Origin of the sequence: Microbacterium sp. NPDC089188 (genome assembly GCF_040685155.1) — a bacterium.
Taxonomy (GTDB): domain Bacteria; phylum Actinomycetota; class Actinomycetes; order Actinomycetales; family Microbacteriaceae; genus Microbacterium; species Microbacterium galbum.
The window spans coordinates 1122752-1148892 of record NZ_JBFBHH010000001.1 but is presented as its reverse complement, the minus strand read 5'-3'; the positions used below and the strand labels follow the sequence as shown (position 1 = coordinate 1148892).

Annotated in this window: 34 protein-coding genes; 9 read left to right on the top strand and 25 right to left on the bottom strand. The window is 68.3% G+C overall.

What is annotated here, in order from left to right:
- The gene (locus AB0N80_RS05275; protein ID WP_315993591.1) at positions 1-378 is read right to left on the bottom strand and encodes a hypothetical protein; all 378 of its coding nucleotides are present in this window, start codon (positions 376-378) and stop codon (positions 1-3) included.
- A 170-nt stretch (positions 379-548) separates the two neighbouring features.
- On the opposite strand from AB0N80_RS05275, the gene AB0N80_RS05270 reads away from it, so the two are divergent.
- A complete protein-coding gene (locus tag AB0N80_RS05270; protein WP_315993592.1) occupies positions 549-842 on the top strand; it encodes a hypothetical protein in 294 nt (97 codons plus the stop codon).
- Positions 843-869: 27 nt separating this feature from the next.
- On the opposite strand, the gene AB0N80_RS05265 is transcribed toward AB0N80_RS05270, so the two are convergent.
- A complete protein-coding gene (locus AB0N80_RS05265; protein ID WP_315993593.1) occupies positions 870-1199 on the bottom strand; it encodes a hypothetical protein in 330 nt (109 codons plus the stop codon).
- A gap of 185 nt (positions 1200-1384) precedes the next feature.
- Here AB0N80_RS05265 and AB0N80_RS05260 point away from each other — a divergent pair, with 185 nt between their 5' ends.
- A complete protein-coding gene (locus tag AB0N80_RS05260; RefSeq protein WP_363577955.1) occupies positions 1385-1840 on the top strand; it encodes a MarR family transcriptional regulator in 456 nt (151 codons plus the stop codon).
- 5 nt (positions 1841-1845) lie between these two features.
- Here AB0N80_RS05260 and AB0N80_RS05255 read toward each other — a convergent pair whose 3' ends face one another.
- A complete protein-coding gene (locus AB0N80_RS05255; RefSeq protein ID WP_315993595.1) occupies positions 1846-2160 on the bottom strand; it encodes an ATP-dependent DNA ligase in 315 nt (104 codons plus the stop codon).
- Between the two features lie 76 nt (positions 2161-2236).
- Between AB0N80_RS05255 and AB0N80_RS05250 the strand changes: the two genes are divergently transcribed.
- Together AB0N80_RS05250 and AB0N80_RS05245 are read left to right on the top strand one after the other, a co-directional pair.
- Complete coding sequence (locus AB0N80_RS05250; protein ID WP_363577953.1) at positions 2237-3262, top strand: glycoside hydrolase family 6 protein; 1026 nt, start codon at positions 2237-2239, stop codon at positions 3260-3262.
- 145 nt (positions 3263-3407) lie between these two features.
- Positions 3408-4361: a response regulator gene (locus tag AB0N80_RS05245; RefSeq protein ID WP_315993597.1), complete on the top strand. Its 954-nt coding sequence runs from the start codon at positions 3408-3410 to the stop codon at positions 4359-4361.
- A gap of 91 nt (positions 4362-4452) precedes the next feature.
- Here AB0N80_RS05245 and AB0N80_RS05240 read toward each other — a convergent pair whose 3' ends face one another.
- Positions 4453-5931, bottom strand: a complete 1479-nt coding sequence (locus AB0N80_RS05240; RefSeq protein WP_315993598.1) for a glycosyltransferase family 2 protein — start codon at positions 5929-5931, stop codon at positions 4453-4455.
- Between the two features lie 143 nt (positions 5932-6074).
- Between AB0N80_RS05240 and AB0N80_RS05235 the strand changes: the two genes are divergently transcribed.
- Positions 6075-7151 carry a hypothetical protein gene (locus tag AB0N80_RS05235; RefSeq protein WP_363577951.1) on the top strand — a complete coding sequence of 359 codons (1077 nt, stop codon included), beginning with the start codon at positions 6075-6077 and terminating at the stop codon, positions 7149-7151.
- A gap of 19 nt (positions 7152-7170) precedes the next feature.
- Here AB0N80_RS05235 and AB0N80_RS05230 read toward each other — a convergent pair whose 3' ends face one another.
- Entirely contained in the window at positions 7171-7980 is an 810-nt protein-coding gene (locus tag AB0N80_RS05230; protein ID WP_363387024.1) for a fructose 1,6-bisphosphatase, read from the bottom strand.
- A 175-nt stretch (positions 7981-8155) separates the two neighbouring features.
- Between AB0N80_RS05230 and AB0N80_RS05225 the strand changes: the two genes are divergently transcribed.
- The gene (locus AB0N80_RS05225; protein ID WP_315993601.1) at positions 8156-9823 is read left to right on the top strand and encodes a PAS domain-containing sensor histidine kinase; all 1668 of its coding nucleotides are present in this window, start codon (positions 8156-8158) and stop codon (positions 9821-9823) included.
- A complete protein-coding gene (locus AB0N80_RS05220) occupies positions 9823-10938 on the top strand; it encodes a hypothetical protein (RefSeq protein ID WP_315993602.1) in 1116 nt (371 codons plus the stop codon). Before AB0N80_RS05225 ends, AB0N80_RS05220 begins: the two co-directional genes overlap by 1 nt.
- Here AB0N80_RS05220 and AB0N80_RS05215 read toward each other — a convergent pair whose 3' ends face one another.
- Entirely contained in the window at positions 10939-11577 is a 639-nt protein-coding gene (locus AB0N80_RS05215; RefSeq protein WP_363577949.1) for a hypothetical protein, read from the bottom strand.
- 78 nt (positions 11578-11655) lie between these two features.
- On the opposite strand from AB0N80_RS05215, the gene AB0N80_RS05210 reads away from it, so the two are divergent.
- The gene (locus AB0N80_RS05210) at positions 11656-13428 is read left to right on the top strand and encodes a DUF4012 domain-containing protein (protein WP_363577947.1); all 1773 of its coding nucleotides are present in this window, start codon (positions 11656-11658) and stop codon (positions 13426-13428) included.
- Positions 13429-13588: 160 nt separating this feature from the next.
- The gene (locus AB0N80_RS05205; RefSeq protein ID WP_363387032.1) at positions 13589-14143 is read left to right on the top strand and encodes a hypothetical protein; all 555 of its coding nucleotides are present in this window, start codon (positions 13589-13591) and stop codon (positions 14141-14143) included.
- Between the two features lie 62 nt (positions 14144-14205).
- Here the strand turns inward: AB0N80_RS05205 and AB0N80_RS05200 are convergent, their stop codons facing one another.
- The 19 genes from AB0N80_RS05200 to rplE all read right to left on the bottom strand — a co-directional run bounded on the left by AB0N80_RS05200 (position 14206) and on the right by rplE (position 26141).
- Positions 14206-14898 (bottom strand): endonuclease/exonuclease/phosphatase family protein, encoded by a 693-nt coding sequence (locus AB0N80_RS05200; RefSeq protein ID WP_363387035.1) that lies wholly within the window; start codon positions 14896-14898, stop codon positions 14206-14208.
- Between the two features lie 68 nt (positions 14899-14966).
- Positions 14967-15824, bottom strand: a complete 858-nt coding sequence (gene truA, locus AB0N80_RS05195) for a tRNA pseudouridine(38-40) synthase TruA (RefSeq protein ID WP_363577945.1) — start codon at positions 15822-15824, stop codon at positions 14967-14969.
- A gap of 116 nt (positions 15825-15940) precedes the next feature.
- Entirely contained in the window at positions 15941-16498 is a 558-nt protein-coding gene (rplQ, locus tag AB0N80_RS05190) for a 50S ribosomal protein L17 (protein ID WP_315993608.1), read from the bottom strand.
- Between the two features lie 43 nt (positions 16499-16541).
- Positions 16542-17531 (bottom strand): DNA-directed RNA polymerase subunit alpha, encoded by a 990-nt coding sequence (locus AB0N80_RS05185; protein ID WP_058230893.1) that lies wholly within the window; start codon positions 17529-17531, stop codon positions 16542-16544.
- Positions 17532-17706: 175 nt separating this feature from the next.
- Positions 17707-18105, bottom strand: a complete 399-nt coding sequence (gene rpsK, locus AB0N80_RS05180) for a 30S ribosomal protein S11 (RefSeq protein ID WP_013583990.1) — start codon at positions 18103-18105, stop codon at positions 17707-17709.
- Between the two features lie 36 nt (positions 18106-18141).
- The gene (gene rpsM / locus AB0N80_RS05175) at positions 18142-18516 is read right to left on the bottom strand and encodes a 30S ribosomal protein S13 (protein ID WP_076673723.1); all 375 of its coding nucleotides are present in this window, start codon (positions 18514-18516) and stop codon (positions 18142-18144) included.
- 143 nt (positions 18517-18659) lie between these two features.
- Positions 18660-18776 carry a 50S ribosomal protein L36 gene (rpmJ, locus tag AB0N80_RS05170; protein WP_005050492.1) on the bottom strand — a complete coding sequence of 39 codons (117 nt, stop codon included), beginning with the start codon at positions 18774-18776 and terminating at the stop codon, positions 18660-18662.
- Between the two features lie 60 nt (positions 18777-18836).
- On the bottom strand, positions 18837-19058 hold the full coding sequence (gene infA, locus AB0N80_RS05165) for a translation initiation factor IF-1 (RefSeq protein ID WP_013583992.1): 222 nt from the start codon (positions 19056-19058) through the stop codon (positions 18837-18839).
- Between the two features lie 140 nt (positions 19059-19198).
- A complete protein-coding gene (locus AB0N80_RS05160) occupies positions 19199-19903 on the bottom strand; it encodes a thioredoxin domain-containing protein (protein ID WP_363577943.1) in 705 nt (234 codons plus the stop codon).
- Entirely contained in the window at positions 19903-20742 is an 840-nt protein-coding gene (gene map / locus AB0N80_RS05155) for a type I methionyl aminopeptidase (RefSeq protein WP_315993610.1), read from the bottom strand. The genes AB0N80_RS05160 and map overlap by 1 nt, the downstream gene beginning before the upstream one ends.
- Position 20743: 1 nt before the next feature.
- Positions 20744-21331, bottom strand: coding sequence for an adenylate kinase (locus AB0N80_RS05150; protein WP_363387050.1), 588 nt, complete (start codon positions 21329-21331; stop codon positions 20744-20746).
- Positions 21328-22650 carry a preprotein translocase subunit SecY gene (secY, locus tag AB0N80_RS05145; RefSeq protein WP_315993612.1) on the bottom strand — a complete coding sequence of 441 codons (1323 nt, stop codon included), beginning with the start codon at positions 22648-22650 and terminating at the stop codon, positions 21328-21330. The genes AB0N80_RS05150 and secY overlap by 4 nt, the downstream gene beginning before the upstream one ends.
- 109 nt (positions 22651-22759) lie before the next feature.
- Positions 22760-23293: a 50S ribosomal protein L15 gene (gene rplO / locus AB0N80_RS05140; protein WP_264629984.1), complete on the bottom strand. Its 534-nt coding sequence runs from the start codon at positions 23291-23293 to the stop codon at positions 22760-22762.
- Positions 23293-23478, bottom strand: coding sequence for a 50S ribosomal protein L30 (gene rpmD / locus AB0N80_RS05135; RefSeq protein WP_013583998.1), 186 nt, complete (start codon positions 23476-23478; stop codon positions 23293-23295). Before rpmD ends, rplO begins: the two co-directional genes overlap by 1 nt.
- Entirely contained in the window at positions 23478-24134 is a 657-nt protein-coding gene (gene rpsE / locus AB0N80_RS05130) for a 30S ribosomal protein S5 (protein ID WP_235561317.1), read from the bottom strand. The genes rpmD and rpsE overlap by 1 nt, the downstream gene beginning before the upstream one ends.
- A 20-nt stretch (positions 24135-24154) precedes the next feature.
- Positions 24155-24514, bottom strand: coding sequence for a 50S ribosomal protein L18 (gene rplR, locus AB0N80_RS05125; protein WP_043361012.1), 360 nt, complete (start codon positions 24512-24514; stop codon positions 24155-24157).
- A gap of 2 nt (positions 24515-24516) precedes the next feature.
- The gene (gene rplF / locus AB0N80_RS05120) at positions 24517-25053 is read right to left on the bottom strand and encodes a 50S ribosomal protein L6 (RefSeq protein ID WP_363577941.1); all 537 of its coding nucleotides are present in this window, start codon (positions 25051-25053) and stop codon (positions 24517-24519) included.
- Between the two features lie 6 nt (positions 25054-25059).
- The gene (gene rpsH, locus AB0N80_RS05115) at positions 25060-25458 is read right to left on the bottom strand and encodes a 30S ribosomal protein S8 (protein ID WP_013584002.1); all 399 of its coding nucleotides are present in this window, start codon (positions 25456-25458) and stop codon (positions 25060-25062) included.
- Positions 25459-25550: 92 nt separating this feature from the next.
- The gene (rplE, locus tag AB0N80_RS05110) at positions 25551-26141 is read right to left on the bottom strand and encodes a 50S ribosomal protein L5 (RefSeq protein WP_315993613.1); all 591 of its coding nucleotides are present in this window, start codon (positions 26139-26141) and stop codon (positions 25551-25553) included.

Genomic DNA, 26141 nt, shown 5'->3' with positions numbered 1-26141 from the left:
TCACCGGGTCGACCACCACGCCGCCGCCACCAGTGCCGGCTGGAAGAAGAGTCGTCCGAACCGCTTCTGGTCGGTGTCGAGGCCGAAGGCCGACCGCCCCTTGCGCCATTGATCGATGTTCCCCGGGAAGATCGCGATGAAGAAGGCCGCCAAAGCGGCGCCGACACGGCGACGCTCCTTCGGCAGCGCGACGAGCGCGAGCCCGAACGCCGCCTCCACCACTCCGGAGGCCACGACCACCGCGTCTCGATCGAGCGGGCCGTGCTCTACGAGGGCATCCGGCACCTGCGCCTGGAAATCCCGCCGAGCGAAGGTCAGGTGCGAGATTCCGGCGAACATCATTGCCAGGGCCAACGCCCAGCGCACGAAGGTCTTCATGGCAGCACGCTAGATCGCGACCGTCCGCCCCCCGGCGGGCTTGACGACGCACGTCCGGGCTCTTCGCCCCCTCGAACCGGGCGCTACGACACCGGTCCGGTTCACGCAACCCCCGGCCGCTGACGACGCGTCGCGCTTGACTGGGAACACGTCAGACGAGGAGGTGCCCCATGACGATGACAGACGCCGGATCCCCGTCGATCCGCGAGGAGGATCTCGATGCGCTGCTCATTCGGGCCGCCTCCGGCGACTGCGACGCATTCGTCGCCTTCTACGACGCGACGGCGCCGCGCATCTACGCCACCCTGCTCGCGCTGACGGGTGTGGCCGCGAAGGCCGAGCTGCTGCTGGAGGGGATCTACGTCGAGGCGTGGGAACGCATGCGCGGCCGTGACGCTCCCCCGTGCCCGGGTATGCAGTGGGTGTCGGCCATCGCGCATCGGCACGCATCCGGGCGGGCCTGAGGCCGGAGCCAGGTGGACCGTCGCTGTTCAGGAAGCGTCGACGGGGGTTGCGATCACGCCGTGCGTCTCGAGATCGACGGTCAGACCGCTCGAGGAATTCGCGGAGTTGGCGTACGTCTGGAGGAGGGCGGGATCGAGCATCTCGGGCTCGACCGCTCCGAAGACGAAGCGCAGCGGGATCGACGGCTGGATCCAGATCGTGCTGCGACCGGTCGCCTCACCCGATGGATGCCGCCACGACATCGTGAAGCTCTCCCCGCGACGCAGCTTGGTGGCGATGACGACCTTCACATGCGCGAGGACACGATCGGGGATCTCGATCGGGCGCTCGGAGGAACCGTAGAACAGTGAGCCCATCAGCTCCTCCTTCCGAGGATGCCATCTTCGATATTTTACTAGGTTGGCTAACTATCGCCAAGTGAATTCGCGGAGAATCTGAGGGGAATCGAATTGTTGGACGGGGGCGCGAATTAGTTCGGTCCTCTGGAATCTCGGGGACCGAACTACAATGGCGCCACGGGGGCCCGACCCGGAGGAGACGTATGACGATCGAGACCGCTCACGACCCCGCATCCACCACCGCTCAAGCGGTCGAACGCCTCCGCCTCGCCGAAGCCCGTCTCGCGCGGCGGCGCCAGACGGAGTGCGGTCCGAGTGAGAATGCGCGGGCCGCGATGCGCCTCATCCTCGAGCGCGCGGACGCCGGCGCACGCATCACGCCGACGGAGATCGCCCAGTCGCTCGCCATCTCCACGGCATCCGTCACCGGAATGCTGGACCGCCTGCATGCCGGTGGACTGATCTCCTTCGAGGCGAACCCCGCCGACAGACGCAGCAAGTTCGTGATGCCGTTGGATCGGGACGCCGATCCCGATGCCGTCGACCCCGTCACGGCTCGCATCCGGGAGTTCGCGCTCGATCTGCCCACCGACACCGCCGGTCAACTCGTGCAGTTCCTCGACCGGGTTCGCGAAGTCGTCGACGCCGAATGTCGCTGACGGCGTCAGGTCGCCGCGACCGCCTCCGGCTCGGGCTCGTTCGTGATGCTCAGGCCCCCGGGCGAGCTCGCCTCATTCATGAGGTCGTCGATCCATCGACGATTGAGCTGCGGGGATCGGCTGCCGTAGAAGTGGAAGACCAGCGGGATCGACGGCGAGATCCACAGGCTGCGCGTCCCGCTGCCGTCACCGAGCGGGAAGTGGAACATGAAGGGCTCGCCGCGACGCAGCTTGTTCATGAACACCATGCGCAGGTGGGACAGGGTTCGATCCTCGATGTCGAACGAGTGACCCAGGGTATTGTAAACCAGTTTTCCCACCATGACAGCGTACCGCGCTCCGCCCGGTTAACTACTGCTCGACAGCTTCTCTCGGGCCTCAACTAGAGTGCTCAGCGTGCCCCGACTCCCGCGTTCCCTCCGCACCCGGCGCCGGGTTCCCCGCGCCGTGCTGGTGGCGCTCGCCGTGGTGGCGGCTGTCGCCGTCATCGCCCTGATCGCGGTCGTCGGCAACCTCGTCACGACCCTCTTCCAGACGTTGGCCGCCCGCCCGCCCGCCGTGGACACGCGCATCGTGGCGCCCGACGAATCGAAGGCCGCGCAGGCGGCGAGCGCCCCCGACGGCGACGCCACCGAGCAGGCCGCGGCGCAGTGGCTGGCCTCGCAGCCGACCACCTACTGGCTCACCCCCGAGATCGACCCCGTCGACGAGGTGTGGGACCGCGTCGCACACCTCGCCGCAGAGGCCCGCGATCAGGATGCCGCCCTCTCCATCGCGGTGTACGGCCTTCCCGATCGCGACTGCGGCAATCACTCCGCCGGCGGTCTCGACCCGGAGTCGTATCGCGCGTGGACGCAGCGCATCGGAGACGCGCTCGGCAACGCGTCGGACATTCAGAAGATCGTGGTGCTCGAGCCCGACAGCATCGCCCTGTCGTCGACGTGCGGCACACCGTCCGACCGCGCCGGCTACCTCAAGGAGGCCGTCGACAACATCCGCGGGACCAACACGTGGATCTACATCGACGGGGGCCATTCGTCCTGGCATCCGGTGAAGGAGATGGCCGACCTGATCCGCGCGACCGGCCTCCTGTCCGACGTGCGCGGCGTCGCCCTCAACGTCTCCAATTACCAGGACACGGCGGCCGAGTTCGACTACGCCCACGCATTGTCCGACGAGCTGGGCGGCACGCACGCCGTGATCGACACGTCCCGCAACGGCGCCGGCCCGGCGGGGTCCGAGTGGTGCAACCCGGCCGGTCGTCTCGTGGGCAGCCCCGGCGGCTCGTTCGGGGACGGCGTCGTCGACACGAATCTGTGGATCAAGCCGCCCGGCGAGAGCGACGGCGAGTGCAACGGAGGGCCCACCGCGGGCACCTGGTGGCCCTCGGCGGCCGTGGAACTCACGCGCGACCAGCGCTGACCGCGCACCCGCAGTCCGCGCCGCGCGCAACCCGTCGGTCGTCATCGTCGGGAAGTGTGTCAAGATTGCGCTCGTCGCTTCGCGACACCGCGTCTCGGGGGAGTACGCGGGCACGATCCCGTGCGAAGCCGGAAGAGTGGGTGAAATGAGCGACAGCTCCGAGTTGCTGAAGACCGCGGTCATCGTCGAAGACGATCCCGACATCCGTCACCTCCTCGTCGAAGTGCTCGAGTCCGCCGGGTTCTCGACCGTCTCGGTCGGAAACGGCATCGACGGTGTCCGCGCGGTCCTCGCCTACCAGCCGTTGATCACCACCCTCGACGTGAACATGCCCGGCATCGACGGCTTCGAGGCGGCCCGCCGCATCCGTCAGCAGAGTGACACGTACATCATCATGTTGACCGGCCTCGAGGAAGAGGCCGACGTGGTGCTCGGACTCGGCGCCGGCGCCGACGAGTACGTGGTCAAGCCGTTCCGTCCGCGCGAACTGCGCGCCCGCATCGAGGCGCTCCTCCGACGCCCCCGCGGCGGGGAGTCTCACGCGAGCACCGCACCTCGGCAGGACAGCGTCGGCCGCTCCTTCCCGAACCCCCGCCCCGAGGCGACCACTCCCCCGGTCACCTCCTCGGCACCGAGCGCTGCGGTGATCGTGCCGTCGTCGCAGGGACCCGAACCCCGCGCCGAGGCGCAGGTAGCCCCCGCCGCACGGACGGAGCTCGTGCCCCGTCCCGCCGCCGGCGACCTCACCCCCACCGGTGGAGCGTGGATCGCGCACCGCGACCTGCAGCTCGACCCCGACAGCCGTCTCGTCCGCGTCGGCGGCGAAGAACTCGAGCTCACGCGCACCGAGTTCGACCTGCTGGCCACCCTCATGGAGTCCAAGCGCCGCGTGCGCAGCAAGGCCGATCTCACGCTCGTCCTCCGCGGGGAGTCCTACGTCACGAGCTACTTCGTCGGCGAGGCCGACAAGAGGGCGATCGAGGCGCACATGACGAATCTGCGCCGCAAGCTCGGCGACAACCCGGCCAATCCGCGCTACATCGAGACCGTGCGCGGCGTCGGTTACCGGCTGACCTCGGAGCTGCTGGCCACGCCCTGAGCCCCTTGCGAATAACGGATGCCTCGGCCCTCCCCAGGGCCGAGGCATCCGTGTCTCTGATGCGTTCGGGCGCGATCAGATCGTGTGTTCGTCAGACCTTGAAGCCGTGCTGGCGACGAACGAGCTTGGAGAACATGAGGAGGGTCTGCAGCACGGTGACCACGCCGACGATGGGCCATCCGATCCACAGGATCGAGGACTGCACCATCGGCCCGACCATGACCCAGATCACTGCGAGGGCGATGGCGACGGCGATGAGGACCACCATCGGGGTCCAGTGCCCCAGTCCGCCACCGCGCTCCGCCTTGGCCTGCATCGCCCAGTTGTCGACCTTCTTGCGCGAGAGGAAGCGGGTCCACGAACGCACGAAGTGGCTGATGCGGATCCACATGAACAACTCGGCGGGGAAGAACAGCACGGCGAAGAGGACGTCGCTGCGGTTGCAGTTCTTCATGGTCCGCGCGATGCGCAGGTTCAGCAGCATGGCGATGACCGGCGGGATCAGCCAAAGGGGCGAGAACACGAAGGCGCCGATCGACAGCGAGCCCGCGAGCAACGTGAGGAACGCGACGCGCACGAACAGGTTGGTCAGCATGCCGAAGTTCTCGAACCAGCGCAGACGCAGGTTGGGGTGGAAGGGCTGGCCCTTGGTGTCACCGCGCTGCCCCGGCCACATGAGTTCGATCGCGCCGTAGGTCCACTTGACCTGCTGGGCGTCGTAGCCCGACAGCGTCGTCATGCCGCCCACGTCGGCCCGCGCGTACGGGCTGATCTTGGTGAGGTAGCCGGCGCTCTTGATCTGCAGCGAGAGGAGCGAGTCCTCCACCTCGGAGTCCTTCACCCAGGGGGTCGACTGGTGGTTCTGCTTCATGGCGTCGCGCAGCGCGTTCGTCGAGAAGATCGAGAACTGTCCACCCAGGACGGCCATGTTGCGCCCGCGCAGCATGTTCTGCAGGTTGAACGCGGCGAACTGCGTGCGCTGACCGGCGGTCAGGAAGCGGGCGATGGCGCCCTTGATCGGCTTGTCGTCGATCGTGTAGATCGCCGAGATGCCGCCGATGCGGGAATCCGACACGGCCTCGGTCTCCAGGTACTCGACGGCCTTGGTGTCGGCGATGGTGTCGCCGTCGACGCCGAGGAGGTAGTCGTATCCCTCGACGAGCGAATACCCGTAATTGAGGGCACCCACCTTCTTGTCGGGGTTCTTGCCGATGTCGTGCACGAACACCTCGGTGAACTGCTCGCCCAACTCGGTCTGCAGCTCGTGCGGCCCGCTGTACTCGGAGGCGATCTTGACGGTCGCGTCGGAGGTGTTGTTGACGACGACGTGGATGACGTCGGGCACACGGGTCTGCGCGAGCAGCGCCTCGATCACATCGGCGATCGACTCCTCCTCGTTGTACGCGGGGATGACGCAACCGATCGTCGAGCGGTGCACCGAGGTGTGCTCGAGTACCGCGGCGAAGTCGTCGGCGAAGCCGTGATCCTCCGCCGACGCCGACGCCGCCAGCTCGCCCTGGTGGAGGTTGAATTCCCGGGCGGTGGGGGTGAAGCTTCGCGCATCAGTCATGGCGGTGTCTTCCTGTCGGTGTAGCGGCGGATCGGCCATGTCCCACTCTGGTAGGTTCACCGCAAGGCGACCACCGCACACGACCACCGTCCCCGCAAGATTTCCGCAAGATTTGCGACGGACACCCGAAGGAGACGCGCCCCGTGATCTTCCTGGCGCTGCTGGCATCCATCGTCGCTGCGGGCATCGCGCTGACCATGCTGTTCCTCACCCATGGTCGACCGGACGACGACCGCGGCGGCCAACGCGCCGACATGGTCCGCTACTTCGGGATCGCCGCGGTCGCGGCCCTGCTCTGCGGCACCATGAACGTCCTCGAGACGGCCGGAGCCGGCGAAACGGCGGCGGCGGTGGGCAACGCCACGAATCTGGTCGCCGTCGGCCTGCTCTGGGCGGGCGCGCGGCGGCTGAACCACCGCCGCGCGATCGGGGCGGTCAGCACCGCCGCGGGCGCCGTGCTGATGCTGGGCTTCACGTTCCTGATCCCCCTGGAGGATGCGACGCTGCTGAAGACCGCCGGCCTCACCGTCTACGGCGCCCTGAGCGCACTCGAACTCTCGCGGCGGCCCCTCGGCGCCCTGTCCGGCGCACAGATCCTGTCGTGGACGCTGGGCGTCTATGCGGCATACAACCTCTACCGACTCGTGGTCGCCGCCGTCATGGGGCTGGAGCCCCTCGTCGGGAGCGGCCCCGTCTCGGCCGAGGCGACCGCCGCCGTCAGCGCCGTGGCCATCGCCCTCGTCTCCGTCGCGGCCGTGCGCTTGGGACGCCAGCTCGACGACGCACCGGCACCGGGCACCCGTGCGCACGACCGGGGCTCCCTCCGCCGCGAGGCCGCCCGGATGATCGCGGGGAACTCGCCCGTGCGGGCCACGCTCGTCCGCGTGCCCGAGATCGACCTGATCCGCGCCGCCCACAGCACCGGACGAGCCGAGACGATGCTGCGCACCGTGGCAGCGGCGCTCGATGACGCGATCGACGACGCGGCGTGCGGGATGCCGTCACGCGACACGGTCTTCGCCGTCGCTCCCGCCATCCTCGACGCGGCGGAGCTCGAGCAGGCGGTCCGCCGCGCCTTCGCCGGACGCATGCCCGGGATCGACTACGACGACGTTCCCGACCTCGTCTTCGAGCACTACCTCGTGGGCGACGTCGACGACCTCTCCCTCCTGATGGAGAGCACCCGCCAGCGCCCGCGGCAGGAGCACCGCGACGACTGAGGCCGACCCGTCGACGGCGTCAGTTCGAGCCGGTGCTCTGCCCCCACCCGGGGGCACGGCCGGTGCTCGACGAGGTTCCGGTCGTTCCGGCACTGGCGCCCTGGCCCTGATCGGTGAAGATCGCGATCGGCAGGTACTGGTAGACCGTCTGCTGCGAGAACGACGAGTCGGTGTTCGCGGTGCCTTCGACGGCGACGTTGAGCGCGAACTCGAGGGTGATGCCGTACGTGTCGTTGGGCAGTTGCCGGATGGAGGTCGTCGGCACCAGCAGGCCGCCCTGGAAGCTGTTCAGGAGCAGGCCGCGGTCGGAGCGCAGGGTGTCCGAGGGAACCAGGGTGCGGGGATCGGCACTGAACTGGAAGGGGTTGGAGACCTGACCGCTGGTCTGGGCGGTCTGCGACGAGATCGACACGGAGGACAGGTAGACGCGTCGCTTCTGCGTGAGGACGGCCTTCTCGTCGACGCGGTTGTCGACGACGTTGATCGCGAAGCCGAACTGCTTCTCGTTCGTCGACGACCACTCCATCGTGCGCTTGGGGTTGACCGCCCAGACGTCCAACCGCACCTCGAGACCGTCGGCCACCTCGGAGGTGAGCGAGACGGATCCGTCGTAGGTGAACTGCGAGTCGAACGGCTTGGATGACGCCGACGCCGCCGGTTCGGGGGTGGCGACGACGACGGACTGCCCGCCCGCTCCGCCGGCCTGGCCGGGCAGCGCGGCGAACAGATCGGCGACCTGGGTGCAGCCGGTCAGCGTCGCGGGAAGGACGACGGCCACGGCCAGGGCCGCGGCGATTGCGCGCGCGCGACGGCGAGAGGTCTTGCTCACGGGATTCTCCTGAGGATCAGCGCGAGATCGCGCAGAGGTCGATGAACGACCATCACGCTGCGGGATGCAGGCCTCAGGGGGAATCTGACCGGGCGTCGTGACACGTGTTCACGCGCGGCGAGCAGAGACAGGATGGCGCGCTGAACATTACACCACTCTCTATACACTCGATGACATGGCATCCGCGAGGAGCGTCCCCCCGGCGGTCGTCGCGGGAGGCGCACACGACGAAGACGGCGCGAGCCCCAGCAGTCGCACGCGCTCCGTCTGGCTCCTCCAACTGGTGCTCGGCGCCAGCGTGGTCATCACCGTCCTGCTCGTCCAAGCGCTCGAGCCCTCTTTGTTCTCCCTGTGGTCGTTCTCGTCCGGCGTCGGCGTGGTCATCGCGCTCACCGCGGTCGCGATCGTCGTACCGTGGCAGCGGCTCCCTCGCGCGGCGGTGGCCGCGGTCCCCTTCGGCGACATCATCGGCATCGGGTTGCTGAGCTTCGGGACCGACCTCCGATTCGGATTCTTCTGGGTGTTCCCGATCATCTGGATCGCCACCCACTTCGCCCTCGCATACCTCGTCTCCGCCCTCGGCACCGTCGGTGCGCTGATCGTCATCGACGCCGCCGTGAACGCCACAGGGCCCGTGACGGCTCTGCGCCTGATCGTGGTGCTCCTGTCGCTGACGTTCATCGCGATCACGTCGTTCCTCTCCGCCCGTCAGACGCGGGCGTTCAAACAGCTCCTCCGCCGCCAGGCCAGCCGACTCCAGGGCACGCTTCAGCGCGTGTCCGGTCAGGAGCGGCGCGTCTCGCAGATGCTGAACGGTCTCGACACCGGTATCGCCCGCCTCTCCGTCGACGGCGAGGTGCTCGCCCTCAACGACACGTACGTCGACCTGTACGGCGTGGAGCGGGACGAGCCCCAGCGTCCCGGCGGTGCCGTCGAGTACGCGAACCTGCGCGGCGAGCCGCTTCCGGAGTCCGAGCGGCCGTTCGCCCGCGCAGCCAGAGGCGAGCAGTTCGACGACGAGAGGGTGTGGCTCTTCGACACGCACGGCGAATGGCACGCCCTGTCCGTGTCGACCCGTCGCCTGATCTCCTCGGACGAGGCGGAGAGCACGCTGCTGATCGTGCACGACATCACCGCGCTGATCGAGTCGGAGCGCGCACGCGAACGACTCGCCGCCACCGTCTCGCACGAGCTGCGCAATCCGCTGACGGCCATCATCGGACACGCCGATCTCGCCCTCGACGACCCCGGGCTGCCCCCGAAGGTCCGAGACCAGCTGGAGGTCATCGCGGGAGCCGGCGAGCGCATGCAGGCGCTGATCTCGGAGATCCTCGCCAATTCGCGCGGTGTCTTCAAGGATCAGAGCGCCCCTGCCACCGCGGACGCGAGCCGCATCATCGCGTCGTCGCTCGCCTCCTTCCGTCCCGCCGCCGCGGCGCGTCGCGTCAACGTGATCGACGAACTGCCCCCGTCGGCCGACGTCCTCGGCGACGCCTTCCGTCTGCGCCAGGCCTTCGACAACATCCTCAGTAACGCCATCAAGTACACCCCGGCCGGCGGCACCATCCGCATCTCCGGCGAGGTGTCCCCCGACGATGTCATCCTGCGCTTCGCCGACACGGGGATCGGCATCCATCCCGATGATCTCGCCCGTGTCTTCGATCCGTATTTCCGCGCCCAGAGCGTGCGCGACAGTTCCACCCCGGGCACGGGTCTGGGAATGGGGATCATCCGCACCATCGTGGAGGACCAGGGCGGTTCGCTGTTTCTGGACAGCGAGCTCGGCGCCGGCACCACGGTGACCGTCATCCTTCCGGTGCGCAGCGAGGCGGAAGCCGCATGATGCCCGACGACGTCCTGTCCAATCTGGGCCTGGCGCAGGCGACGGTGGCCACGCTAGGCACCGTGATGATCATCGGGCTGGGGTTCCTCCACCGGCCCTCCCGCTCCGCGTTGCTGTGGTCGCTCGCCTTCGTCCTGGCGATGACCAGCACCTGGGTCTCCGTGACCGGCGCGATCCTCGACGACGAGACCGTGCGGAGGGCCGGTCTGGGGCTCATGCTGGGCGCCCCGGCGCTGATCTGGTCGGGGTTCCGCGCGCGTCGCGGGGTCGCCTCGCTGCCGTGGATCGGCGGCCTGCAGGCCATCGTCACGGCGATCGTCTTCGTGTCCGTCGTCGATGTCAGCGCCTACGGGCTCGCGTTCCGACTCGCGTTCCTCGCTGCGGCGGTGTTCGCCGGCCTCACGCTCGCCGAGCTGCGTCGCGCGGCCGATCGGCTCGAGCGGATGGCCCTGCCCCTCACGATCGTCTCCGCGGCATTCGTCGCCCTGGGCGCCGGCATCCTCATCTCCGGGCTCTCCGCCCCCGCGACGATCGGCGACCTCGCCCTGCCGCGTGTGCTCAATGGTCTGGCGATGCTGGTCTTCCTCGTCTGCGCCACGGTGTCGCTGCTGTATTTCACGTCGGTGTCGCCCAGTGGGCGGCGGGCGGCATCCTCGTGGCCCCACTTCGTCGTCACCGCGTCCGACCGCCTGCGCCGCGCGGCTCAGGCCCGGGAGGAGTCCTGGGCGGTCCTCACCGTCCGACTGGATGACCCTCAGCAGTTGCGCAGCGCCGCCGGCGAGAACGCCTGGATGCGACTCGTCGAGGACTTCGAGAGAGTCGTCGTCGAGACATTCCCCGCCGAAGCCGATCTGGGCCGAGAGACGCGCGGTCGGGTGGTGGTCGTCCTGGCGCGTCCGGACTCCGTCCTTCGCGAACAGGTGCGCACGGTGCTGCGACGCATCACCGAACTGGATGGATCGGCATCCGTCGGTGTCCAGCTCTCGGCGAGCGTGGGATGGGTCGCCGCGGAGATGGGCGGTTTCGACCTGCCGACCCTCATCGCGGATGCCGATCGCGCGGCCGCCGAGGCGACCCTGCAGGGCGGGGACCGCTGGCAGCGCGTGCGCGCCTGATCAGCCGCCGGATCCGGCCTCTCCGCCGCCGGCGATCGCGACGGTGAGGGTGTCACTGGCGGTCTGCTTGGCGAACTCGTTCGATGTCGGGGTGGTCTGCACCAAGAACTCGAAGGTGAACTGGAGGGTGACGAACGTCGCCTCCGCCGGCACCTCCCCGACATTGAACGTCTGCGAATAGCTGTACGGAGACAGGACGAGATAGCCCGGCGCATCGGTCTGATCGGTCTGCGCCGCCAGCGGTGAGAACGACTGCGCCGCGTTGCCGGGGACGGCCGTCATGGTGGCCCGTTGCAGGTAGACCTTCTGCCCGTCATCCGGGGAGACCGTGGTCATCATCGACAGGCTCACGGGCTTCAACGCCGTCGGCGTCCAACGGTCCATCGACAGCGTCGACCAGTAGTCGACCGTGGCGCTGACGGCCCCCGCGGTCAACGGCCGCTGCGTCGAGCCGCTGCTCAGGTCGTTGCGGACGGGCTGCGGAGCGGAGGATGCCGTGGGTGTCGGCGAAGCCGAGGCCGTCGCCGGTCCTCCTCCCTGGGCCCACGGAGGAGCGCCGCATCCGGCGAGAGCGAACGCACCCGCGACCAGCAGTGCCGCGGCACCGATGAGCCTGCCGCGCCTCGTTGCGAGCCCCATTCGTCCTCCCCCGGATCGTTCCCTTCAGTGTAGGTGTCCGAGGACGGGTGGCTGCCGCCGGGTGTCTAAGGTATGCGCGTGCAACGCTCGTCCCCTTCGGTCCCTCGCCGTCGTGCGCCCGCCGTCTTCGCAGCCGTGGTGCTCGGCGTGTCCATCGTCGGCCTCGGCTGTGCGGTCTGGATCGGGCTTCGGGGCGCGTCGGCCGTGCAGCACCTGCGGTCGGCGCAGGCGACGGTCGGCTCTGCGACGACCGAGGTCGCCGATCCGGCGGGAGCGATCGAGCGCCTCGGCGAAGCCGCCCCCGACACCTCGGCCGCGCGCGCCCTCACCGGCGACCCGGTGTGGAGGGGCGCCGAGATCCTGCCCTGGATCGGACCGCAGCTCGCCGCTGTGAGGACCGTCGCCGCGTCGGTGGACGACGCGGCATCCACCGCCGTCCTCCCTCTCCGAGCCGCCGCCGCCGTTCTCGCACCCGGCGCCGTCCACACGCCCGATGGGGCCATCGACGTGGCGCGGATCGCGGCCGCGCGGCCCGCGGCCGCCGATGCGGCGACGCGGCTGCGGATGGCCGTCGACCGTATCGCCGAGATCGACCACGAGCCTCTCCTCGGGGCCGTGTCCACGGCCGTCTCCTCGACCTCCGCCGCGCTGGATAGGGCGGCCACCGCCGCCGAGGCGCTGGAGCGCGCGACCACCCTGGTCCCTCGCATGCTCGGGGCCGACGGCCGACGCTCCACCCTCCTGCTCTTCCAGAACAACGCCGAGTGGCGATCCCTCGGCGGGGTGGTCGGGGCCGTGGCCCAGGTGGATGCCGATGCCGGGCGCCTCGCCCTCGTCGCTCAGGCGTCGAGCGCCGATGTCACCGCCTTCGTCGACGACCCGGTCCTGCCTCTGCCCGACGATGTGCGCGGCGTCTTCGACACGCGTCCGGCCCGGTACCTGCAGAACACCACCCAGGTTCCCGATTTCGCCGTCGGTGCCGCTGTCGCCCGTGAGATGTGGCGCCGCACGCACGGCGAAGAGGTCGATGCGGTCGTCGCGCTGGACCCGGTGACGCTGTCGTATCTGCTGCGGGCGACCGGACCCGTCACCCTCCCCACGGGCGAGGTGATCGACGGCGACGATGCCGTTCCCCTCCTCCTCGACGAGGTGTACCGCCGCTTCGCTGATCCGCGCGAACAGGACGCCTTCTTCCAGAGCGCCGCCGCCGCGGTCTTCGGGGCTCTGGCGGAAGGACGCGGCGACTCGACCGCTCTCGTCGAGGCCCTGACGCGGGCGGGCGACGAGCGCCGCCTCCTGGTGTGGAACGCGGATGCCGCCGACCAGGCCGTGCTCGACGGATCGACGCTGCAGGGCGCTCTTCCCGTGTCCGATGACACCCGCACAACGGTCGGGGTCTATCTCAACGACGGCACGGGCTCGAAGATGGACTATTACCTGCACCCCCGCACGGCGATCGGATGGTGCGCAGCCGGCCTGGCGACCCTCCGGGTGAGCCTGCGCAACGACGCGCCCGAGCCCTCCACGCTCCCGCCCTACGTGACGGGTGGGGGCGAGTACGGCGTCCGTCCCGGCGACGCGCTGACCGGCGTGTACGTCTACCTTCCGCCGGGGGCCGAGGTCGTCGACAGACGCACGTCGTCCGACGGAGCCGTCGCCCCGGGCTTCGCGGGCGGTCTGCACGACGGCCGGGCCGTGGTCAAGTGGTCCGTGCAGCTGTCCCCCGGCCAGACGGGCGTCCTGGACCTCGACATCCGGATGCCGACCACCCCCCGCCTCGAGATCCTGTCCACGCCGACGCGGGATCCACGCGAGACGCCCGACGTGGGGGCGTGTTCGGCCGCTGGGTGACCCCTCTTCGGCGGCTGCGGGTGAAGTCGCGAGGCACGGGGCGTGAAAGGGAACGGGACACGCCGCACCGCGCACTCCTCCTCCGCGAGACTCCCCGGTGGAGCGGCGCGTTCCGCTTTTCGAACACCGGCTCGACCACGCCAAGCAGATGGGGCACACCATGAAGACCACGATCATCCGGGCCGTCGCGGCGCTCTCGCTCGCCGCCGCCGCTGTGCTGGCGCCCGCGGCCGCCAACGCCTACACCGACCCCGCCGTGATCTCGGTGACGCCGCCCGTCGTCGCTCCGGGCGGCAGCGCGACGTTCACGACCGATCGCGAGGGCTTCGACGGTGATGAAGACGTCGCCATCTCGATCACCGGTGTGGCCGCGAAGGGCGTGGCCCTCGCGTCCATCGCGACCGAGACCAACGATTCGCTGCGGACGAAAGCCGTCGATGGCAAGATCCACGCGCAGGTTCGCTTCCCGGCGAACGCGACGGGCGTCTACTCGTTCACCTTCACCGGCACCCGCAGCGGCGTGGTCCTCCACTCGAGCGTGACCGTCACCCCGGTCGGCGCACCGAGCGCACCCGCCCAGGGCGGTCTCGCGGTCACCGGCTTCGATGCGGGCACCACGACGGGCCTCTGGCTCACCGGCGCGGCCCTCCTGGTCGGCGGTTCGGCCGTCGGCATCGGAACCGCCATCCGCCGCCGCCGCGCTTCGAAGAGCTGACCCTCCTGACACGAAGAGGGGGCCGTCCTCGGACGGCCCCCCTCTTCGGCGTTGCCGAGCACTCAGTCGAGGGCGCCCGCACGCGATGGGGTGACCTCCGCGGTGATGAGAATCGGGAGGTGGTCGCTCTGTCCCTGGGGCAGCGTCTTGATGTGGGCGATGTCGAATCCCATCGACGTCGCGAAGTCGTAATGCCCGCGGAAGAAGCGGTACCGCGTGTACGTCCGTGTGTCGCTGAGCGTCAGCTCGTAGCCCTGATCGCGCACCTTCTGCCCGAGGTTCTCCTTGAAGACGGGGTAGTTGTAGTCGCCGACCATCAGCGCGGGCAACCCCGGGCCGAGGTTCTGCAGCTCCGTGAGCGCCGTCCGGATCTGATGGCGGCGGAGCGAGTTGAGCGCGGTCAGGGGCGCGGCGTGGAACGAGGCGACGATGACGTCTCGCCCGTGGTCGATGTCGCGCAGGCGCACGCCGAGCATCCGTTCCTCGGCCGGTTTGAGCACGTAGTCGTGAAGCGACTTCTTCAACGCGATCGCCCGGACCTCTTCGGCGCGGAACGTGTTCTCGCGGTAGTACAGCGCGAGACCGAGCCGATTGCGCTGGGTGGCATCCGCCAATCGGAGGCCGCCGATCCGCTCCGGAATGTCCGTGGAGTCGCACTCCTGCAGGCAGAGCACGTCCACCTCGTGCTGCTCGACGAGCGCGGCGAGCTCACCCGCAGCGCGGTGCTTATTGAGGTTGTACGAGATGACCTTCATGGCGGAGCCAGCCTACGACTCGCGCCGATGCCGCTCCTGAGGGGTTGCGCAGCCGCCGTGAGGTCGATTCAGGATGCCGACTCGTCGGCGTCCCGTCGGTTCCGCGTCTGCTCCGCGCGCGCCGCGAGCAGGTCGTCGGCGGGGTATCCGACCTCAGCGAGGACGAGCCCCCGGGCCGCGAGAACCTTCGTCTCCGGGATCCGCATGCGAGCGTCGCGGATCGCCACGACGTCGTCGATCGCGATGCGCCCCTCCCCCACCGCGACGCACGCGCCCACGAGCGCGCGGACCATGCTGTGGCAGAAGGCATCGGCGCGCACGTTCGCCACGAGGACGCCGTCGTCGCCACGGTGCCAGTCGTATTCGAGGAGGGTGCGGATGGTGGTCGCCTCTTCGCGGGCCTTGCAGTAAGCGGCGAAGTCGTGGAGCCCGATGAGGCGACCGGCGGCGGCATCCATCGCCTCGACGTCGAGAGCGCTGCGAACGGTCGTCGTCCTCGAGCGATCGAGCGGGTCGTAGTCCGTTTCCGCGTCGGCCAGACGGTAGGAGTATCGACGCCACACCGCCGAGAAGCGGGCGTCGAAGCCCTCCGGCGCGAGAGACGTGCGACGGACCGTGACATCCGGGTAGGCGCCGAGGACGCCGCGGACACGACCGGCCAGGGCGGCGACCGCGTCACCCTCATCGTTGTCACGACGCCGTCGCGGCAGGCGGGTGATCTGCGCGTCGTCGAGGTCGAGATGCGCCACCTGGCCGGAGGCGTGCACTCCCGCGTCGGTGCGCCCGGCCACGACGAGACGGGGCGAGCCGCCGATGATGCGTTCGAGCGCCCCTTCGAGTTCGCCCTGCACCGTCCTCAGCCGCGGTTGCCGCGCCCATCCCCGGAAATGCGTGCCGTCGTAGGCGATGTCGAGACGTATGCGCACACGTCCAGCCTACGAGCGCCGCAGCCGGGGAAACGACGGATCCCCCGGTCGGGGACGGCCGAGAAAACGACGGAGCCCCCACCCTGATGGGTGGGGGCTCCGTGCGAGCAGGAAGCTCAGGCCTTGGCGTCGTCCTGGACGGCGTCATCGGCGGCGGCCTCAGCAGCCGCGCCTTCCTCGGGCGACTCGGCGCCGGCGTCGGCGGCCTCGTCGGTCGAGGTCTCCTCGACGGCGGGCTCCTCCGCAGCGGGCTCCTCGGCGGCCGGGGCGGCAGCGGCAGGAGCCGCAGCGGCCTTCGACGACGCCTTCTTGGCGACGGGCTCGAGGACGAGCTCGATCACGGCCATGGGGGCGTTGTCGCCCTTGCGGTTGCCGACCTTGGTGATGCGGGTGTATCCGCCGTCACGCTCGGCCACCAGTGGCGCGATCTCGGTGAAGAGGGTGTGCACGACCTCCTTGTCACCGATCACGCTCAGCACGCGACGACGCGCGTGCAGGTCGCCGCGCTTGGCGAAGGTGATGAGACGCTCGGCGAGCGGACGCAGGCGCTTGGCCTTCGTCTCGGTCGTCTTGATGGACTTGTGCGTGTACAGGGCTGCCGCGAGGTTCGCGAGAAGCAGACGCTCGTGGGCCGGGCCGCCTCCGAGGCGGGGACCCTTCGTGGGCTTAGGCATGTCGTGTTACTCCAGTGAAAGGTTCGGTCGGGTCCGACCGGGGTCAGACGGTCTCTTCGTCGTAGCCGCTGTAGAACTGGGCGCCGTCGAAACCGGGCACCGAGTCCTTGAGCGACAGTCCGAGCGAGGTGAGCTTGTCGCGCACCTCGTCGACCGACTTCTGACCGAAGTTGCGGATGTTCATCAGCTGCGTCTCGGAGAGGGCGACCAGTTCCGAAACGGTGTTGATGCCCTCGCGCTTGAGGCAGTTGTACGAGCGGACCGACAGGTCGAGGTCTTCGATCGGCATCGACAGCTCGTTCGAGAGGACGGTCTCGACCGGCGCGGGGCCGATCTCGATGCCCTCGGCCTCGACGTTCAGCTCGCGAGCGAGACCGAACAGCTCGGTGAGGGTGCGGCCGGCCGAAGCGACGGCGTCGCGCGGCGCGATGGACGCCTTCGACTCGACGTCGAGGACGAGCTTGTCGAAGTCGGTGCGCTCGCCGGCACGGGTGGCGTCGACGCGGTAGCTGACCTTGAGCACCGGCGAGTAGATCGAGTCGATCGGGATCTGACCGGCCTCGGCGTACTCGTTGCGGTTCTGCGTGGCCGAGACGTAGCCGCGGCCACGCTCGATCGTCAGCTCGAGCTCGAACTTCGCGGTGTCGTTGAGCGTCGCGATGACCAGCTCGGGGTTGTGCACCTCGACACCCGCCGGAGCGGAGATGTCGGCGGCGGTGACCTCACCGGCGCCGGTCTTGCGCAGGTACGCCGTGATGGGCTCGTCGCGCTCGCTCGAGACGACCAGCTGCTTGATGTTCAGGATGATCTCGGTGACGTCTTCCTTCACGCCCGGGATGGTGCTGAACTCGTGCAGGACGCCGTCGATGCGGATGCTCGTGACGGCCGCGCCGGGGATCGACGACAGGAGGCTGCGGCGCAGCGCGTTGCCGATCGTGTAACCGAAACCGGGCTCCAGCGGCTCGATGACGAAACGGCTGCGGAACTCCCCGATCTTCTCCTCGGTCAGAGTGGGACGCTGTGCGATGAGCACTATGTGTTCCTTTCGATCACGTGCCCGCTATATGACACGTGTAATGGGGTGAGGTGTTGAGTTGTACTCGCGGGATGATGCTCGACCTCAACGGTCTCGCGGCATCCGGAAGTCTGAGTCGCGCGTGAGCGCGGCGTTCCCGGGGAGCGACGAGCACTCCCCGGGAACGGACGCGTCAGACGCGGCGGCGCTTCGGCGGACGGCAGCCGTTGTGAGCCTGCGGCGTCACGTCCTGGATCGAGCCGACCTCGAGACCCGCAGCGGTCAGCGAGCGGATCGCGGTCTCACGACCCGAACCCGGACCCTTCACGAAGACGTCGACCTTCTTGACGCCGTGCTCCTGCGCCTGGCGAGCGGCCGACTCCGCGGCCATGCCGGCGGCGTACGGCGTCGACTTGCGCGAGCCCTTGAATCCGACACCGCCGGACGAGGCCCAGCTGATGACGGCACCCGAGGGGTCCGTGATCGAAACGATGGTGTTGTTGAACGTCGACTTGATGTGGGCCTGACCCACGGCGATGTTCTTCTTCTCCTTGCGGCGCGGCTTGCGCGCGGCGGACTTGGCCTGTGCCATGTGCGTTCTCCTGAATCCTGACGCTCAGCCCGCGGCTTAGCGCGCCTTCTTCTTGCCGGCGACGGTGCGCTTGGGACCCTTGCGGGTACGCGCGTTCGTCTTCGTGCGCTGACCGCGCACCGGGAGGCCGCGGCGGTGGCGCAGGCCCTCGTAGGAACCGATCTCGACCTTGCGGCGGATGTCGGCGGCGACCTCGCGACGGAGGTCACCCTCCACCTTGTAGGTGCCTTCGATGTGGTCGCGAAGCGCGACCAGCTGGTCGTCGGTGAGGTCCTTGACGCGGATCTCCTGGCTGATGCCAGTGGCGTTCAGGATCTCGACGGAGCGGGTGCGGCCCACGCCGTAGATGTAGGTAAGTGCGATCACCACGCGCTTGTCGCGCGGGATGTCGACGCCGGCGAGACGTGCCATGCGGCTCTCCTCAGAGTGTCGTGGAGGTGTGGAGCAGGATCGGTGCTCGGGCCTCCGCCCCGAGGTGTCCCCCACCCGCCTGCGCGGGAGGGATCTGATCCTGCCGATATGTATTCAGTTGGAAAAGGTGTCGAGCTGGAAGCTCAGCCCTGGCGCTGCTTGTGGCGCGGGTTGCTCTTGCAGATCACCATCACGCGCCCGTGACGACGGATCACCTTGCAGTGGTCGCAGATGGGCTTGACGGAGGGGTTGACCTTCATGATGTTCCTGTTTCGCTGTCTTCGAGACCGCGGGTGCGGCTCGTTACTTCTCGGCCGGACTCAGCGGTAGCGGTAGACGATACGACCACGGGTGAGGTCGTACGGGCTCAGCTCGACGACGACGCGGTCCTCGGGGATGATGCGGATGTAGTTCTGTCGCATCTTGCCCGAAATGGTGGCGAGCACCTTGTGACCGTTCGTCAGCTCGACACGGAACATCGCGTTGGGCAGTGCCTCGGACACCGTGCCCTCGATTTCGATGACACCGTCTTTCTTCGCCATAAACTCGCTCACGCTCAGTTGCAGACCGGCCGGTCTGCGGTGGATGGGGATTCGGTGCCTCGACACGCCAAGGAAGGCGCAACGCACCAAAGATCAAGCATACGTGGTAATACTCGCCCCGGCAACTCGCGGGGCTCGCGTCAGCCGTTCAGTCGACCGACGATGTCCTTCTGCGGATCGCCGGTGAGGTCGGACTGGTTCGACAGCACCGTCCCGTCCACGGCGATGGTCGGCGTGGCGATTCCGCTCTGCCCGGGCTGCACCGGGGTCTTCTGCGTCATCGCCGTGACGAACTTCGAGTAGGTCCCGTCGTCGATGCACGAGGTCACGGCATCCGACGCACCCGCCGACGTCGCGATCGACGCCAGTGCGGCGTTGTCGAGACCCGAGGTGTTCTCCGTCGGCTGCTGCGCGTACATCGCCTTCACGAAAGCCGGGATGTTGGAGGCGTCGTCGACCGCCACGCAGTACGCGGCATTCGCGGAACGCGTGGAGTACTGCGTCCCCTGCGATGCGCGGTCGAGGATCGAGATCGGGTGGATGTTGAGGGTGATCTCGTTGTCGGCGACGAGCTGGTCGAGTGTCGGGCCGTAGCTCTGCTCGAACTGGTTGCAGATCGGGCACATGAAGTCGACATACGTGTCGACCGTCTTCTCCCCCGTGCCGACGGAGATCGCGCCCGTCTCCGTGTTCACGGCCGACGACTGCGGAAGGGTTCCCGGCGAGGTCGCCTGACTGTTGGCGAACCAGACCACGCCACCCACGACCAGCACGACCACCACGACCGCGGCCGTGATCCCGATCGCGAACCAGTTCGTGGACTTGCGGACAGCCGCCATCATCATCAGTCGATCTCCTTCGGCACCACACCGAACGGCGCCAGTTTCTCGGCACCGCCGTCGTGAGCGGTGAGGACCCAGATGCCCCCATCATGCACCGCGACGCTATGTTCCCAGTGGGAGCCGTCTGTGCCGTCGACGGTGGACACGGTCCACCCGTCGTCCTCGACCAGGGTTGCCTGGTCTCCGATGACGACCATGGGCTCGATCGCCACAGCCAGACCGGGGCGTACTTCCGGACCGCGGTCCTCGACCGCGTAGTTGAAGATGCTGGGCGATTCGTGCATCTTGCGCCCGATCCCGTGGCCGACGTAATCGCGCAGGATGCCGTACCCGCCCTCGGGCGCGTGTTCCTCGATGTAGGACTGGATCGCGGCACCGACCTCGCCGAGGTGGGTCGCGCGGCTGAGAGCAGCAATGCCGGCCCACAGCGAACCCTCCGTGACCTCGGAGAGACGGCGGCGGGGGGCGACGAGCGCGTCCGGCGCATCGCCCGGCACGATCACCGTGAAGGCTGAGTCACCGTTCCACCCCTGGAACTCCGCACCGGCGTCGATCGACAGGATGTCGCCGGCCTGAAGAGGTCGTTCGTTCGGGATGCCGTGCACCACCTGCTCGTTGACCGATGCGCAGATGGTGTGGCGGTAGCCGCGCACCATCTGGAAGTTCGACTTCGCCCCCCGCGAGCCGATGAGACGCGCGGCCTCCGCGTCGAGCTGCAGGGTGGTCATACCGGGCTCGATGAGACGACGGACGGCATCCAGTGCGTCCGCCGTGATCAGTCCGGGCTCGATCATCGAGCGCAGCTGCGCCGGCTTCTTGTAGATCGAGGAGCGCAGTCCCACGTCAGCGAGCCGAGATGCCGCGCGCGTCGAGCGCCGCGAAGATACGAGCCGTGACCTCGTCGAGGCTGCCGACACCGTCGATCTCGTCGACGATGCCGCGCGTGCCGTAGACGTCGAGGATCGGGGCGGTCTCCCGCTCGTAGATCCCCAGTCGCGTCGCGATGGCTTCTTCGGTGTCGTCTGCTCGCCCCTGCTCCGCCGCGCGCGCGGTCAGGCGCGACAACGACTCCTCGCGGGGGACGACGAGCGCGATGACGGCGTCGAGCGCCTCGTCACGCCCTTCCAGGAACTCATCGAGGTGCAGCACCTGCGCGAGGTTGCGCGGGTATCCGTCGAGGAGGAATCCCTCGGCGGCATCCTGTTGCGCAAGGCGGTCGCGCACGACCGCGCTCGTGAGCTCATCGGGGACCAGATCACCGGCGTCGATGATCGACTTCACCTGGAGGCCGAGCTCGGTGCCGTCTTTGACGTTGGCGCGGAAGACGTCGCCGGTGGAGACGACGGGGATGCCCAGGGCTTCGCCGACGCGAACACCCTGCGTTCCTTTTCCGGATCCCTGCGGTCCGACGATCAGAAGACGCGCGGTCATCGCAGCAGCCCTTCGTAGTGACGCTGCTGGAGTTGCGCGTCGATCTGCTTCACCGTCTCGAGACCGACACCCACGATGATGAGGATCGAGGCCCCGCCGAACGGGAAGTTCTGGTTGGCGCCGACCGTCGCGAGCGCCACCAGGGGCAGCAGCGCGATGAGGCCGAGGTAGATCGAGCCCGGGAGCGTGATGCGGGTCAGGACGTAGTCCAGGTACTCCGCCGTGGGGCGGCCCGCGCGGATGCCGGGGATGAATCCGCCGTACTTCTTCATGTTGTCGGCGACGTCGACCGGGTTGAACGTGATCGCGACGTAGAAGTAGGCGAATCCGATGATCAGGAGGAAGTAGATCAGCATGTAGAGCGGGTGGTCACCGCGCGTGAGGTACTGCGAGATCCACGTCACCCACGGCTGCGGCTCCTGGCCCGCCTGCGGCTGGTTGAACTGCGCGATGAGCGCGGGGATGTACAGCAGCGACGAGGCGAAGATCACGGGCACGACGCCGGCCATGTTCACCTTGATCGGGATGTAGGTGTTGGTACCGCCGTAGGTGCGGCGCCCGACCATGCGCTTGGCGTACTGCACCGGGATGCGCCGCTGCGACTGCTCCACGAACACGACGAGCGCCACGATGACGATGCTCACCGCCAGCACGAGGAGGAAGACCTCGACTCCGCGGGCGTTGAGGATGGAGATCATCGCACCGGGGAAGGTCGCGGCGATCGAGGTGAAGATGAGGATCGACATACCGTTGCCCACGCCACGCTCGGTGACGAGCTCGGCGAACCACATGACCAGGCCCGTACCGGCGGTCATCGTGATGATCATGAGCAGCTGCGCCCACCAGATGTCGTTGGTGAGCAGCTGCTGGCACTCGGGAACGCCGGCCGAACCGAAGAGCTGACCCGAGCGGGCGACGGTCACGAGCGTGGTCGACTGCAGCAGCGCGAGCGCGATCGTCAGGTAGCGGGTGTACTGGGTGAGCTTGGCCTGCCCTGCCTGGCCCTCTTTGTACAGCGTCTCGAAGTGCGGAATCACCACGCGCAGCAGCTGCACGATGATCGTCGCCGTGATGTACGGCATCACACCCAGCGCGAAGATCGACAGCTGGAGCAGCGCGCCACCCGAGAACAGGTTGACCAGCGAGAGCAGGCCCTCGGTGCCGCCCGACTGGTTCAGGCACTGCTGAACGTTGGGGAAGTCGACGAAGGGCGTCGGCACGTGGGCACCCAGCCGGTAGATGGCGATGATGCCCAGCGTGAAGGCGATCTTCCGCCTCAGGTCGGGCGTGCGGAAAACCCGCGCGATGGCGCTGAACAAGGGAGATTCCTCCAGAACGATCTCGGCGCGCGACGGGGCGCACACCAAATCAGACTAACCCAGAAGGGGCCGACGGCCGTAAGGCCGCCGGCCCCTGCGGGGTCGGGCGTCAGTTGACGGAGCCGCCTGCGGCGACGATCTTCTGCTCAGCGGAGCCGGAGACCTTGTCGACCGAAACGGTCAGCGCGACCGAGATGTCGCCGGTGCCGAGCACCTTGACCTTCTCGTTCTTGCGGACGGCGCCCTTGGCCACGAGGTCGGCGACGGTCACGTCGCCACCCTGCGGGTAGAGCTCGGCGAGCTTCTCCAGGTTCACGACCTGGTACTCGACGCGGAACGGGTTCTTGAAGCCGCGGAGCTTCGGGGTGCGCATGTGCAGCGGCATCTGCCCACCCTCGAAGCCGACCTTGACCTGGTAACGGGCCTTGGTTCCCTTGGTACCGCGACCGGCCGTCTTACCCTTGGAGCCCTCACCGCGACCGACACGGGTCTTCGCGGTGTGAGCGCCCGGGACGGGACGCAGGTGGTGGACCTTGAGCACGCCGGGGCGCGCCGCGGGCGCTTCCTTCTTGGCGGCCGTCTTACCGGCCGTCGCCTTCTTCGGGGCGTCGACCGTAGCGGTCTCGTCCTTCTTGGCAGCCATTAGTCGATCTCCTCAACCTTGACGAGGTGGGCGACGGTCTTGACGTAGCCGCGCGTCTGCGCGTCGTCGGGACGGACGACCGAGTCGCCGATCCGCTTGAGACCGAGCGAACGCAGCGTGTCACGCTGGTTCTGCTTCTCGCTCACCTTGGACTTGATCTGCGTGACCTTCAGACGCTCGGCCATCAGGCACCTACCTTCTGAGCGGCGGCCTCGGCGCGCACGAGGCGGGCCGGGGCGACCTGGTCGAACTCCAGGCCACGGCGGGCGGCCACGGCGCGGGGCTCCTCGAGCGCCTTCAGAGCCTCGACGGTCGCGTGCACGATGTTGATCGTGTTCGACGAGCCGAGCGACTTCGAGAGGACATCGTGGATGCCGGCGCACTCGAGGACGGCGCGGACGGGACCACCGGCGATAACACCGGTACCGGCGGCGGCGGGGCGCAGGAGCACCACACCGGCGGCGGCCTCACCCTGGACGGGGTGCGGGATGGTCGAGCCCGAGCGGGGGACGCGGAAGAAGTTGCGCTTGGCCTCTTCGACACCCTTCGAGATCGCGAGGGGCACTTCGCGGGCCTTGCCGTAACCGACACCCACGACGCCGTTGCCGTCACCCACGACGACGAGCGCCGTGAAGCTGAAGCGACGGCCGCCCTTGACGACCTTCGACACGCGGTTGATGGTGACGACGCGCTCGAGGAACTGGCTCTCGTTGCGGTCGCGCGAACCACGGTCGCGCTGGTTGGTGTTGCGCTCGCGACCACCGCGACGGGGCTCGCGCTCGCGCTCGGCGGGGGCCTGAGCCGCAGCCGCACCCTCAGCCGGTGCAGTCTGCTCGGTCACTTCGGTCTCCTTGTTGTCACTCACAGGTTCAGCCCTCCTTCGCGAGCTCCGTCGGCGATCGCCGCGACGCGTCCCGCGTAGCGGTTGCCGCCACGGTCGAACACGACGTCGGAGACGCCCACGGCCTTGGCACGCTCGGCGACGAGCTCGCCGACCTTGCGGGCCTTGGCGGTCTTGTCACCGTCGAAACCGCGCAGGTCGGTCTCGAGGGTCGAGGCGGAGGCCACGGTGTGGCCCTTGCTGTCGTCCACGACCTGGACGAACACGTGGCGCGCCGAACGCGTCACGACGAGACGGGGGCGCAGCTCGGTGCCGACGACCTTCTTGCGAAGGCGCGCGTGACGACGAGCACGAGCGACAGACTTTGTCTTGACAGCCATGGTCACTTACCACTCTTTCCGGCCTTGCGACGCACGACCTCGCCCGCGTACCGCACACCCTTGCCCTTGTACGGCTCCGGCTTGCGGATCTTGCGGATGTTGGCGGCGGCCTCGCCGACGGCCTGCTTGTCGATGCCGCTCACGGTGACCTTGTTGTTGCCTTCGACCGTGAGGGTGATGCCCGCGGGCGGGTCGATCAGGACGGGGTGCGAGAAGCCGAGGGCGAACTCGATCGAGCTGCCCTTCTGCGCCACGCGGTAACCCGTGCCGACGACCTCGAGGCCCTTGGAGTAGCCCTGGGTGACACCGATGATGTTGTTGTTGATGAGGGTGCGGGTCAGGCCGTGGAGCGACCGCGACTCACGCTCATCGTCGGGGCGGGTGACGAGAACCTGGTTCTCCTCGACCGACACCTCGAGGGGCTGGGCAACGGTGAGCGCGAGCTCGCCCTTGGGGCCCTTGACGTTGACCTCCCGGCCGTTCACCGAGACGGTGACTCCGGTTGGGATGTCGATGGGAAGACGTCCAATACGCGACATGTCAGATCACCACACGTAGGCGAGGACTTCCCCGCCGACGCCCTTCTGCTCGGCCTGACGGTCGGTGAGGAGACCGGAGGAGGTGGACAGGATGGCGACGCCGAGTCCGCCGAGGACCGTGGGGACCTCGGTCGACTTCGCGTACACGCGAAGACCGGGCTTGGAGACGCGCTTGATGCCGGCGATCGACCGCTCGCGGTTCGGACCGTACTTCAGCGTCATGTTGAGGGTCTGGCCGACGCGGGCGTCTTCGACGCTCCAGTCGGCGATGTAACCCTCCTGCTTGAGGATGGCGGCGATGTTCGTCTTCAGCTTCGAGCTCGGCATCGACACGGAGTCGTGGTGCGCCGAGTTCGCGTTGCGCAGACGGGTCAGCATGTCTGCGACCGGGTCTGTCATCGTCATGTGTTGCTTCTTTCTTTCATGAGGTTTCGGCTGCCGTTACGCGACAGCCGACCTTCGATGACGGGCCCCCGGAAACCCGGGGGCCCGAGGGGTCAGGCCTGCTGGTCGGCCGACTGGAAGGGGAACCCGAGCTGGCGGAGCAGCGAACGGCCTTCGTCGTCGGTCTTGGCGGTGGTGACGATGGTGATGTCGAAACCACGCACGCGGTCGATGCGGTCCTGATCGATCTCGTGGAACACGGACTGCTCCTGGAGACCGAAGGTGTAGTTGCCGTTGCCGTCGAACTGCTTGGCCGACAGACCGCGGAAGTCGCGGATGCGGGGCAGGGCGAGGTTGACGAGACGGTCGATGAACTCCCACGCACGGTCGCCGCGGAGGGTGACGTGCGCACCGATGGCCTGGCCCTCGCGCAGCTTGAACTGCGCGATGGACTTGCGGGCCTTGGTGACGACGGGCTTCTGACCGGTGATCTTGGTGAGGTCGTCGACCGCACCATCGATCACCTTGCTGTCGCGAGCAGCCTCGCCGACACCGGTGTTCACGACGACCTTGACCAGGCCGGGGATCTGCATGACGTTCTCGTAGCCGAACTCGTCCTGCAGCGCCTTCTTGATCTCGGCGTTGTACTTCTGCTTCAGGCGGGGCTGGATCTTGCCAGCCACCGCGGCAGTGTCGGTGCTCAT

What these genes read in the sequence shown, in the direction of transcription:
- AB0N80_RS05205 (WP_363387032.1), top strand. Translation starts at nt 13,589, where the DNA reads ATGAAGACCACGATCATCCGGGCCGTCGCGGCGCTCTCGCTCGCCGCC.
- rplE (WP_315993613.1), bottom strand. Translation starts at nt 26,141, where the DNA reads ATGAGCACCGACACTGCCGCGGTGGCTGGCAAGATCCAGCCCCGCCTG.
- AB0N80_RS05260 (WP_363577955.1), top strand. Translation starts at nt 1,385, where the DNA reads ATGACGATCGAGACCGCTCACGACCCCGCATCCACCACCGCTCAAGCG.
- AB0N80_RS05215 (WP_363577949.1), bottom strand. Translation starts at nt 11,577, where the DNA reads ATGGGGCTCGCAACGAGGCGCGGCAGGCTCATCGGTGCCGCGGCACTG.
- rplR (WP_043361012.1), bottom strand. Translation starts at nt 24,514, where the DNA reads ATGGCTGTCAAGACAAAGTCTGTCGCTCGTGCTCGTCGTCACGCGCGC.
- rpsM (WP_076673723.1), bottom strand. Translation starts at nt 18,516, where the DNA reads ATGGCACGTCTCGCCGGCGTCGACATCCCGCGCGACAAGCGCGTGGTG.
- AB0N80_RS05160 (WP_363577943.1), bottom strand. Translation starts at nt 19,903, where the DNA reads ATGATGATGGCGGCTGTCCGCAAGTCCACGAACTGGTTCGCGATCGGG.
- AB0N80_RS05275 (WP_315993591.1), bottom strand. Translation starts at nt 378, where the DNA reads ATGAAGACCTTCGTGCGCTGGGCGTTGGCCCTGGCAATGATGTTCGCC.
- rpsH (WP_013584002.1), bottom strand. Translation starts at nt 25,458, where the DNA reads ATGACGATGACAGACCCGGTCGCAGACATGCTGACCCGTCTGCGCAAC.
- AB0N80_RS05240 (WP_315993598.1), bottom strand. Translation starts at nt 5,931, where the DNA reads ATGACTGATGCGCGAAGCTTCACCCCCACCGCCCGGGAATTCAACCTC.
- AB0N80_RS05200 (WP_363387035.1), bottom strand. Translation starts at nt 14,898, where the DNA reads ATGAAGGTCATCTCGTACAACCTCAATAAGCACCGCGCTGCGGGTGAG.
- rpmD (WP_013583998.1), bottom strand. Translation starts at nt 23,478, where the DNA reads ATGGCCGAGCGTCTGAAGGTCACGCAGATCAAGTCCAAGGTGAGCGAG.
- AB0N80_RS05245 (WP_315993597.1), top strand. Translation starts at nt 3,408, where the DNA reads ATGAGCGACAGCTCCGAGTTGCTGAAGACCGCGGTCATCGTCGAAGAC.
- rpsK (WP_013583990.1), bottom strand. Translation starts at nt 18,105, where the DNA reads ATGGCACAGGCCAAGTCCGCCGCGCGCAAGCCGCGCCGCAAGGAGAAG.
- infA (WP_013583992.1), bottom strand. Translation starts at nt 19,058, where the DNA reads ATGGCGAAGAAAGACGGTGTCATCGAAATCGAGGGCACGGTGTCCGAG.
- rplF (WP_363577941.1), bottom strand. Translation starts at nt 25,053, where the DNA reads ATGTCGCGTATTGGACGTCTTCCCATCGACATCCCAACCGGAGTCACC.
- AB0N80_RS05265 (WP_315993593.1), bottom strand. Translation starts at nt 1,199, where the DNA reads ATGGGCTCACTGTTCTACGGTTCCTCCGAGCGCCCGATCGAGATCCCC.
- rplQ (WP_315993608.1), bottom strand. Translation starts at nt 16,498, where the DNA reads ATGCCTAAGCCCACGAAGGGTCCCCGCCTCGGAGGCGGCCCGGCCCAC.
- AB0N80_RS05270 (WP_315993592.1), top strand. Translation starts at nt 549, where the DNA reads ATGACGATGACAGACGCCGGATCCCCGTCGATCCGCGAGGAGGATCTC.
- AB0N80_RS05150 (WP_363387050.1), bottom strand. Translation starts at nt 21,331, where the DNA reads ATGACCGCGCGTCTTCTGATCGTCGGACCGCAGGGATCCGGAAAAGGA.
- rpmJ (WP_005050492.1), bottom strand. Translation starts at nt 18,776, where the DNA reads ATGAAGGTCAACCCCTCCGTCAAGCCCATCTGCGACCACTGCAAGGTG.
- AB0N80_RS05225 (WP_315993601.1), top strand. Translation starts at nt 8,156, where the DNA reads ATGGCATCCGCGAGGAGCGTCCCCCCGGCGGTCGTCGCGGGAGGCGCA.
- rplO (WP_264629984.1), bottom strand. Translation starts at nt 23,293, where the DNA reads ATGGCTGCCAAGAAGGACGAGACCGCTACGGTCGACGCCCCGAAGAAG.
- AB0N80_RS05220 (WP_315993602.1), top strand. Translation starts at nt 9,823, where the DNA reads ATGCCCGACGACGTCCTGTCCAATCTGGGCCTGGCGCAGGCGACGGTG.